This is a genomic window from Geobacillus sp. E263, from assembly GCF_007197795.1.
Lineage (GTDB): Bacteria > Bacillota > Bacilli > Bacillales > Anoxybacillaceae > Parageobacillus_B > Parageobacillus_B toebii.
Window position 1 is genome coordinate 2,106,556 of sequence record NZ_CP041632.1, and the last position, 11,277, is coordinate 2,117,832.

At 37.9% G+C, this 11,277-nt stretch carries 6 protein-coding genes; all 6 read right to left on the bottom strand.

Annotated elements, in window-relative coordinates:
• Window positions 1-132 precede the first annotated feature (132 nt).
• Entirely contained in the window at window positions 133-2,067 is a 1,935-nt protein-coding gene (locus tag FNL97_RS10825) for a DUF2075 domain-containing protein (RefSeq protein WP_062679364.1), read from the bottom strand.
• 71 nt (window positions 2,068-2,138) lie between these two features.
• Window positions 2,139-2,468 carry a nucleotide pyrophosphohydrolase gene (locus FNL97_RS10830; RefSeq protein ID WP_062679363.1) on the bottom strand — a complete coding sequence of 110 codons (330 nt, stop codon included), beginning with the start codon at window positions 2,466-2,468 and terminating at the stop codon, window positions 2,139-2,141.
• A gap of 46 nt (window positions 2,469-2,514) precedes the next feature.
• Window positions 2,515-5,715 (bottom strand): DEAD/DEAH box helicase, encoded by a 3,201-nt coding sequence (locus tag FNL97_RS10835; RefSeq protein WP_143415784.1) that lies wholly within the window; start codon window positions 5,713-5,715, stop codon window positions 2,515-2,517.
• Window positions 5,716-5,734: 19 nt separating this feature from the next.
• Window positions 5,735-6,451 (bottom strand): hypothetical protein, encoded by a 717-nt coding sequence (locus FNL97_RS10840; RefSeq protein ID WP_143415785.1) that lies wholly within the window; start codon window positions 6,449-6,451, stop codon window positions 5,735-5,737.
• Window positions 6,452-6,462: 11 nt separating this feature from the next.
• Entirely contained in the window at window positions 6,463-8,406 is a 1,944-nt protein-coding gene (pglZ, locus tag FNL97_RS10845) for a BREX-3 system phosphatase PglZ (RefSeq protein ID WP_143415786.1), read from the bottom strand.
• 96 nt (window positions 8,407-8,502) lie between these two features.
• A complete protein-coding gene (locus FNL97_RS10850; protein ID WP_143415787.1) occupies window positions 8,503-11,235 on the bottom strand; it encodes a DNA methyltransferase in 2,733 nt (910 codons plus the stop codon).
• Between the last annotated feature and the right edge of the window lie 42 nt (window positions 11,236-11,277).

The following is an 11,277-nucleotide window of genomic DNA, read 5'->3' on the forward strand; positions in this document are numbered from 1 at the left end:
TCAAAGTGCTTACAGGCAAATCTATTTTTTAAGCTTCAGAAAAGAAGCATATGTTTTTTAATCTTGACTAGTGAAAAAAGAGAGGTAAAAGTTACACAAATAGTTGCCAAACCATTCAACAATATGAACTTGTCAGTATTCTCCCCGCTTCTCTGCTACCATTGAATTTGAATTAGGTTGAGTTGCATATTGAACCTCATTTAATCGTTTTCTTAAATAATTTTCTAACTCTTTATTCGTGCAATAGACAAAGCATCCTTTCTGGCCTCGTGTCAATAAAGTTCTGTATGTATTTCGAATAATCTCATCTGCAAGTTTCAAAGCCTCTTCTGGTTTTTCTTTCAACATTTTTCTTAAACCTTTCAGTGATTGGTCCGTTTTAGCGCGCTTCGTATAATCTGTTTGAACTTGTCCGTCTTTATAGATTAAATCATCCCCAATAATCACACCTACATAGTCAAACTCTAGTCCCTGGCACGTATGGATGCAGCCCGCTTGATGAACAGAATCTTCATCAATTGCCCATGTTTCGGAATTGGCAAGATTCCAACTCATACTAAAGTTATATTCGGGAATAACAATATCATGAATATTTGGATTGTTTTTTCCTTCTTTGATCCAATCCCAACAATATCCAGCTACTATGCGGGATTTATTGTTTACTTTATTTAACCTCTCAATTTCTTTACGCATTTCATTCGGATTAGAGTAAATGCGAAAATCATAATTGCTGTCGAAGTAATTGTAGTTTGCTGTTTTACGAATTTGCAACACATCATCAATCCAAGCTAAATAACCATCGGAACCGTTGCAGCGAAACTGAGACTCGAGTTTCATTTTAGTTATGCTTGCTTTATATTCGTTCGCAAATTTTTGAATCATCTCTATACTTCCAATATCCTTTAATGTAACACGCTGCCGTTCATCGATGAAAAAAATGGCTAGTTTTGATGCATGGATGATTTCTTTTATTTGGTTTTCTCCAAGATTCTGAAACATACCTGATTTCTCATTAAGACGGTGTGCTTCATCAACAATAAGAACGTCAAATTCATTCGGAAGGGCATTAACATAGCTCCCAGAACTAGTAAACAAATTATCAATATGACTCTTTCGAAAATCACCTTTTAACTTTTGAGCATATACTTTTCTTGGTGCAGCGTTTTTGGTAACGTATTGGCAAACTAGATTGCGGTTGGTTAATTCCACAAGTAGATTAATTGCCAATACGGATTTTCCTGTTCCCGGACCACCTTCGACAATTAATACTTGTTTTTGATTTGTACTAACTGCTTTCGCTGCTAATTGAAGAGCTTCTTCGTACACAACCTTTTGGTCATCAATCATAATAAACTCTTGATTACCTTTTAGCATACTATTCAAAGAATCTTGAAGAGATTTTGATGGACGAATGCGTCCATTTTCAATTTTATAAAGATTCTTCTTGTTATCTCCGTATTTTATATGTCGTTTTATAAAGGAACGTAACTTCGCGGCATCTCCTTTTAAAAATAAAGGTGCTTTATTAATATAATATTGATAGATCTCATCGGTCACGGGATCGCTTTGTCCTAAACGGATATAATTATGTAAATACGCACACGGATAAAGCTGAATATCATCATTTTGGACATTTTCGTTGTAATCTTTGATCAAAGATGCATAAGACCATGCTTGATAGGATGGATGAGTTGTCTCTACAAGATGACGATTAATCACCGTTTTTACTATTGCTTCTTTACCATTAACCTTTTCTACGCTTTCCCATTGTTTTAATTCCACAATGACGACAGAATGGTTATTACGTTCATCGATCCCAGAAATAAGAAAGTCCACTCTTTTAGAAGTATGAGGAATTTTAAATTCAATCGCTATTCCTGTATTACTTGGAATTTCATGATCGCTCAACACGCGATACATATACTGCATCGAATTATCCCATGCTCGAATCTCACGTTCGTTTATTCCGCCAATTTTTGCTTTAAAATTTTCGCAAATATTTTGTACAAGTTTATCCTCAAATACATCATTTAAAAATTCATCTTTCGTTGCTTCATACACAATCATCTCTATCACCTTTTTGTGACATAATTCACGTTTTTTCTACATCTAACAAATCAATTAATACTATTTCAACTTTATAATTCAGTATATTTCTTTTTCGACCCAAACGATTTCTCAATCGGATACTTCTGTTCATTTTTCTTTATTTTATCCATAACAGCTTTTTCCATGTCAATCCCTAATTCATGCGATAGCAGGAGCGCATAAATGACTACATCGGCAATTTCGTCTTTTATATTTTCCAAGTTTGTTTTTACAGCTTCTTCGCTGCTTTTCCATTGAAAATTTTCCAGCAACTCTCCTGCTTCTAGAGATAATGAAATCGCTAAGTCTTTTGGGGTGTGAAACTGTTTCCAATTGCGCGCATCGCGAAATTCAATGATTTTTTGCTGCAAATGTTTCACCCTTGTCACCTCTGTTTGAATAATGAATTTTCTCCAACATACTTAATTACAAAATAAACATTTCCTTCTTCATAGCCCTTTCTTCAACAATTTGACCATCTTGAACAACATAAATGTATACGTTGGACAAAATGTCGGATAAATCTTCCAGATGCTGTTCAGACGGCATATAGTTATGGTCATTCGTTAAAATAATATAGCGTTCTTCTCCATTAAACCGTTCGCTATAAAAATCTACCAATCCAAGGCAATCAAACATTTTAACATTCATTCTACCATTTGCCTTTTCATACGTTTCTACAACTTCTTTATAATCTACCGCCATGACTCTCTTACTGCGCCCCGATGGGACAAGCTGTAAGGAAAGCATTTTTTTCGGCGGTTTCATACTAATGTTTTTTTGGCGCCGGATGAGGGTTAAACGCTCTTCCTTTTTCATCTCCAAGTCAATAATGCGAGCATTCATTTGGTTAATCAGAGCACTATTGCGGTTATCGATATTTTCCTTTTGATATTGATCTATTTTTTCCAACAGATCTTGGTATTGCTGATGGAATGATTTTTCCAAAAATGACAGTATTTTATCCAGCTGTTTCTGGCGCTTCGCTTGTATTTGATCGCGAATGAAGGAAGAATGCTTAATGACATGGATAGTATGATCATTGGATGTATAATCATTTAATACTAGAACTTGATCAGAAAAATTACCTACAAATAGCCAATACGGATGCAGAACCACAATTTCGCCATTTTCCCGCTTTGCTAGATGGATAAAATGATTTTCTAACTCTTTTCCAGTCCCATCTACAATGCGAACCTGATATACTTCTACCATCAACGGTTCAGGGACATCATAGGTAACTAAATATCTTTCCCAATCATGTTTTTCTATTTCCTTTTTCATCAAATCCATGCTTAATCGAAAAATTGGATGGTCACCCGTTAACAGCGCCACTTCCTCTGTTTCATATTCACGAAACCCAGTAAAACGAAAACTTTCCCCTTGGTACCGGGACAATTCAGGAAGATGATCACGAATAAATTTCGGCAAACGCTCCACTCGTTTTACTTTCCCATCATTTGATTCGTAAACACGTACTTTTTTCTTTTTTAAAATGTATGTTGCCAAATCGGCATATGCCCGAATAGGAATACGATTTACGATTAAATCATTTTGTTCACGTTTTAATCCAGATAAATCAATTGGATCTTCGGCCAGCCGCTCTTCTTGTAGCAGTTGAAGCAATTTCTTATGTTCTTCCGACAATACTTTTTCCATATTGGCAATCACGTCATCCAGACGTTCACGGTTTAAAATCGCTTCCTGCATCAAATTTGCTAAACTGTTCCATTTATCTTCCATTACTTCGCCGATAAAATTGTAAACTAGATCTGCCCCTAAATCTTCTTTCATGCGCTCCATTTTTTCAAGCAAACGGATTAGAACATGACCTTCCCGGGTATTTTGAGCAACTAAGTTGAATACAAACACTTCGTTCTTCTGTCCAACCCGATGAATACGCCCCATTCGCTGCTCTAATTTATTTGGATTCCACGGTATATCATAGTTGATCATTTGATTGCAAAATTGTAAATTAATCGATTCGCCGCCCGCATCTGTTGCTAGCATAATCGAACATTCATTTCGAAACAGCTCTACTTGTCTTCGGCGTTCTTCGATCGAAAAGCTCCCGACTATTTTCGCTACTTTCGGCACACGTTCAAGCAGTTTCTTCTCTAAATAATTCAATGTATCCGCATACTCCGTAAAAATGAGAATTTTTTCGTTTCGCTGAAGCAGACCGTTTGTACCAAACAATGTTTTTTCTAATTCTTGATACTTTTTCTCCACCGCATACAGACGCAAATTTTCCGCTTGTTCGATTAATTTCTTTAATACGATGATTTCTTTTTTTAATTCCACTGGATCAACCGAGTCCACTGCCTGCACTAGCTGTTTTTCCAATTGCTCCTGCTGTTCGCTGTCTTCTTCTAAATAATTATCCCACTCTATTTGATTTATTTTGTTTACATACTTCCGTCTTTCTTGCTCTGTCTGTTTGTATAAATGAACTAATCGTTTATATCTTCTTTTTAAAGATAATAAAATGGCTTCCAGGGAAGAGCTTAACCGGCGTTGCAGCAGCATCATGGCGAACGCTGTGCTATGGCTTCCATTTCGAATCGCACGGTTAAAATGTTCCCTAACATAATCTGTAACTGCGTCGTATAAAGCTAGCTCCTCTTCGGTCAATGTATATTGAATCGTTTTTGTCGTCCGCTTCGGAAACAGCGGTGTTCCATCAAAATTTTTCATACTTTCTTTTAAACGACGAATCATAAACGGGTTGGTTTTTTCACGCAAGCTCTCATTTCCTTTTATGTTCGCAAAAACATCCTCATCAATTAACCTCATTAAATGGCGAAAATTCTCCATATCGCCTTTATGCGGAGTAGCAGTAAGCAATAAACAATGCGGCGCTTTCCGTAAAATCGATTCGCCCAATTGATACAGCTTCGTTCTTGTTGTCCGTTTTTTTACTGTTCCTTCGGTATACGCTGCCATTTTATGGGCTTCATCGACGATAATTAAATCGAAATCGGCCTCTTGAATAAGCGGCTTCACATCCTCCCGCGCCGCCCAATACATCGATGCTAAACATTGACGATGATCAACAAATGGGTTTTTCCCGCTGTACTCTTTGACTACATGACGGTTCATAATCGAGAAATGTTCGTGAAACTTCTCCATCATTTCTTCTTGCCACTGCTTGACAACTAACGGGGGAGTCAAAATAAGAATGCGCTCAATGCTATATCTTGCTTTTAATTCCTTGATTAGCATTCCTGCCATAATCGTCTTCCCCGCGCCAGGATCATCCGCCAATAAAAAGCGGATTTGCGGAACTTGAAGCATTCTTCCATACACCGCCTCAATTTGATGCGGCAATGGGAGAAGCTTCTTGTTCCCTAATGCCCGTATACGGGAATACATCATCTCATGGCGGAACATCAAATATTGTAAATATCGCTGAATGTCCTCTCCTTGTACAGGCTGCTGGCTTGCATCTTCCTTTAATCTTTTCAACTCCGCTATTTTTTCCTTTTCCAGCATTAATTCATAAAACCGATGCGTTTCCCGCCCAATTGCTTCAATAATATAGAAATCCTCCAATAGTTCGCAACGTTTTACTTCGACGTTTTCAGGAAAATACGGACCATAAACGACCTCACCAGCATGAAACATCTTCATTACCCCCACGCCATCACGATTCACATAATTCGACAATCAATTGATCTATACCTTGGCGGTGCACGCTAAACTGGTGCGCATTCCGCAATGACTCTGTACTGATCGTAAACGAAAACGGAAAAAATAGAGGATGATGATAAAGAAAATCTACAGGGATCGCAGTCACATTCATTGCCCGCAAAATGACTTCCGTAATAAATGGATGAAGTTCCCTTGAGGTAATGGCGACCTTCGGCAGCGGCGTATACGCCCGGCTTTTTAACCACCCAACCGCTTCCCATGTTTTTATGCTCGTTAATACCGCGCTCGTTGCCACTTCGACGCGTCTTCGGTCGCCATACAATTCCTTCATCTTTCTTCCGATGACAGCGCTTGGTATTTCATCCTGCAAACGAAACAGCTTCCCCATTTCATAGACAACATCTTTAAAAAACGGATACGCAAGGATGGTCATTCCCCAATGCAAAAGCAGCCTCTCTTCTTTTGTCAAATGCGGAAATAATTCCAACACGCTGTCACGTAATCGAATCACATTCTCGTCCACTAAATACCATATTTTCATTAACATCGTAATCGCATTTTTCCTAGATTTTGCCCCTTGAATATCGCTTCGCAAAAAATAATCTAGAGCTTCATACATCTCTTTTCTTGACAATTTCCTTGCTTCATTCGCTGTAAAATCTAAATGATGCAACATGATTTTTTGATCAAATCCTACTGGTTTTACCATGTATGATCCTCCTAATGCGCAATCACTCTGATGAATGGAACGATCACTTCCTCGATGCTAATACTTCCGTGGCTGACAATTCGTTCATTTTTATGAACGAAAGCTTGTCCATATGGGGCTAATAAAGCGTAATAATCTTTTGGAAGCCCTGCTCCTTGCCAAGGAATTCCGTTTATTTTTTTCGATGCTTCTTTCCATAAAACAGCGTCGTCATAAATGCGGACACGCTCTCCTTTTTGTTCCGCTAATACCCCTTCAGAGATCCTTCCGATTCCGACACTTTCCGTATTTCCATGGTCAGAAGTGATATAAATCGTAAATTTCGCATCATGCAAATCGGCTAATAACTGCGCTAAGTAGTCCGTATGCAGCCATAATTGCAATTCGGACATTAAACTTTTTTCCCCTTGTACAGCTCCATGAATGAATCGGTCAATACTGTCAATCACCGCGCCATATATTTTGATACTCGGACGCCGAAATGCTGCGATTTCTTCCTTTTTGTAACGGTCTTTTCCTAATCCTTTTTGATAGGAAACATATTGCTTCAGCACCCCGTTATTTTCCCAAAATGTTTTCCAATAATTCTCTTCCTTAGCCGTTGTATGAATCGATTGTGAAAATACCGATGGAAAATGACCGGAGAAAATAGCCTGACGAGAAACCGATGTCAATGTCGGCACCCACGCAAATACACCATGTTCTTCAAAAGTAAAACCTTTATTTTCTAAATCATGTTTTATTCTCTTCCATTGAACATAGCTCATGCCGTCCATCACAAGCAACGCAATTTTTTCGTTTTGTGCACGTTTGGCAGCGAGAAACTGCACAATATGATGAACCATTTTCGGCTTCGGGATGGGTGGCAGGCTTGTTAAGGAGCGATAATTCGTCATCATCCATTGCTCGAACGCTCCGTTTACTTGCTGAAAAAGAGTATAGGCTTCTTCTTCATATTCCCGTTTATTTGCCTCTAGAATGGTACATTTATATTCCGCCATCCATTCCATCATATGTAGCCAATCTTTATAACGGCTTGCCGCTGGAATTTGCTTAACTATTTTATCATAAAGGTGACGAAGTTTTTCCTCCATCGAATCCTCTTTCTCTATTTCTATACCAGATTTCATCCATGACGGAAAAGAACGGGTTACGTCTATTTTTGCTTTTCGTATATATCCTTCTGTAAACAAATCATTCATTAATCTTCTTACATCTGGATTGGAAAAAGGATGGGCTAAATAAAAAGTGCTTTCTTCTAATATGAGGTCCTTTTCTAGCGCCGACAACTGCTGAACAAATTCCACCCATCGTTTTTCGATATATTGAAAAAAATAACTAGTCGACATCAACAAACGCTTCACTGGCATCCCTTTTAATTCATTTCGTTCCGCTAGCTTTTCGATTAAAAACTCTTGCACTTTTTGCGGCAATTGTTTTTTCTCATAATGGATGGAAAGAAGCATTTTATATAGCTCCACTTCACTGTCAATCAATTCGTAAGGGATTTTATAAACATGTTTCACGATATACTCTAATGTTTCCTTGTCACTGTTAGACCCTTGATACGATTTATGAGCAGCATATAATCCATCAAAGTCGTCTTTATCTAACTGTCGGACTACGGTTGCTGAAAATTTTGGAAACAAGTCACGAATATGCAGTCGTATATGATAACCTTGTTGTAAAAAGTCGTATGGAAAACATGTTTCCTCCGTTTCATTGCTATAAATAAGCAGCCTTAACTCGTCTTGTTCCACTCTTTCACGAAATTGAGTTTCATACAAGTAGCGGGTGAAAATGCTGTCGTGAAAGTGCACTACTTCGTATCCAGTACTTCTTAATTGTTGAAGAATTTGTTCGTCATTCAATAAGAAATCTGGATCATTTACCAACAGCAGCGAATACGGGATATGAATAAATTTTTCCAGTACTTCCTCACGCCACGTTTTCATGTTATCACCTAAAATTACTAATTTCTTTGAATCCATTATACCAGCAGAAATGAGAAAAAGCCTGATTTTTCCGCAAAAACCAGGCTTTTTCTCCTATTACATTCCTAAACGGATTTGCGCATTATCGTAATACATTAACAGTTTATCATCCTCTTGAATAACGTTTTCCGGAAGACGTTCACCGACTTTCACGATTGTTTCGTAATCTTTTTCGCTCCATGCCTTCTTAAATCCTGCGCGGATCGCTTCCGTACGGAACTGTTTCAACTTTTTCTTGCTCTTGCTCAATTCTTCTACATATCCTTCAAACTCCCGCAATAACGCTTTTTCGCGCAGTTTCTCTAAATCTGCTTGTTTGTTTGGATCCGGCACATACCATCGGTTCATCGCTTTTTCTTTCAGCTGCGGATCATCGTTTTCCAATCCACGCAAATCTTTATAATTTCGACGGAGATAGCTGGCGATTTGATCTGGCACCGGCCCGTCGCCTTCGTATTTTAGGAAGTTTTGCTCGAGCAAATCGTCAAGTTCTGGCAGTTTCTCATGTTTGGCAATATGCTGGATTTCTTTCATAAAGTTTGGATGCAAATCTTGGCGCGTTTGCGGTTTCTTTAATAACTGCTGACGTAGCCATTCGATCGCGCTCGTTTCATCCGTTACGAACAAGCTCATTTGCACAAATTCTTTTACTAACGTCCGTTTCTTGTCATATTCTGCGACTTGGCTTTCTAAAAATACCATCCCGTCACGCATTGGGAACCGCTGTGCCACTTTTGCCTGGAACTCTGCCGATGAAATCGGAACAGGCAACCCATTTTGAACATGATACGCCACCATACGGTCGAATAAAATGCGCGGTGTGCGCTCTGCGATAATTTGCGCTTCTCCTTTGTTTCCAATGAATACTGGCAGCTGTTCTAAATGCTGACGAACAAACGTCCAAGCGGATTCTTCCGTGTTTTGCTCCCGACGCATCTTCTCAATATGTTCGGTTTTAGGTTTATAGGCAGAAATGACCAGGTCTTGTTTGACGGCAGTGGTGGTGGTTACTGCTTTGAAACTGCCTTGTTTTTTGTCTAAAGCAGAAACATTCGCAATCACGAACCCGGCCTTTTGGATAGCTTCTTGGATAGCGTTCCATACAGATGCTTGCGAGTTACTAAATTCAACGGTCATCCAGCGTCCTGGCTTAAGAATCCTATAATATTCCTGAAAACATAATTCCATTAGTATTTGATATTCCTCTAGTTGTTTCCCCTGAAACTGATTTACTATGGCTTCATTTTTATAATTGGTTTTTACTTTTAACCACGACTCTAAATTAAAATTCAATTCAGAGTACATCAAATTACCACCAAACGGAGGATCAGTAAAAATGTAATCTATGGTATTATTTGGTATATTACACATAGTCTGCGTAGCTTGAGTACTTATTAGCACATTTTTATTGTTTTTATTGTTTATCATTTTTTCTAATCGATTTTTAAAAGTGAATGTTGGAATAACTTCAATATTTAATGAAGGGACGAATAATGTACCAGAAAGGCTTGTTCCTACCCATCCTCCCCCTCCATGAAAATAGTTTTTTGCTAAAAATCTTGCCTGCTTTGAACTTCTTGTTAACATACCCGTAAACAAAAACTTTAATTCATGTGTTTTACAATGTGAATATATTGCTGACAAAATAATTAAATTTCTCTTTGTGTAAAAATTGTGAACATGGGTTAAACCATGACTTTTAATTGGTTGAGAAGTATTATATCCTTCCGGAATTTTATCTTTCGGAAACCAATCAGTAACCTCTGTTGCTTCTATTTTTTTTATTAACTCTAAATCATACTTATCAGGTTTTTTATTAAACCTTTGAGTCCCTACAGCGTAGTTTATCAGTACAGGAACTTGTTTTGCTCTATTAGTAATAGATTGGATTGATTTATCCCAAACAGTTTCCCATGCTTTTTCAAGATTCTTTTTAAAAAGAATAGATGAACAATATGGACACGCAAATGTGTCAGTTAACTTTCCTTCCTTCAAATTTAATGCTACATCCCAATATACTAGTTCTTGAGTGCAATTTGGGCAAACATACACGTCACTCCAAACAACATACCTAATAACACCTTTTACCATATTTCCTTCAATGTCTCTTTGTTCTTCTCCATCAACTACATGATATGTTTCATACATCCAACGATATTTTCTCTCTACTGTATCCAAAATATTTAATCCTTCTTCATAGATATCTGAGGAAAAATAATTATAATTCCTAGAAATAAACGTTGCGGCTGGTGATAAATCATTTAATATAACATTTCTTTTTCCAACTTTAGAAACGATAGTACCATCAATTAAGATATCGTTTCCGTCTATTTCATAACCTAATTCCTTAATAATTTCCGAGTTTCCAGAAAAAGCACCTGCAACACCAGTCATCCCCGAACCTGAAAAACCATCAAATACAATATCACCTGGTTCTGTATAATGAAGTATATATCTCATAATTGCTTTATATGGAACCTTCGTATGATAACTATGCGCATTGTAAATCGGGTCATTCTTCCCCTCACTCACATCCGCCGCAAACGGTTCGCGATGATAGTCTTCATTCTCATCTCTACCATACTTTTCTTTCTTTTCCCGTTCCCATTCTTCAATAAAATCGTTAATCCACGGATTCGGGCATGCGGTGTAGTACGGCGGATCGGATAGTGCAATAATATCTTCATCATCCGCTATTGGGAAGCCTTCGATTTTCTTTAGCTCCGGCAGCTTTTTGCGCAGTTCATTGCGAAAGTATTCCCGCCGTTCTTCATCATTTTTAAATGTCATGCCTAAGCAGACAACGGGACCGTTATCTGCTTGTTCATGATC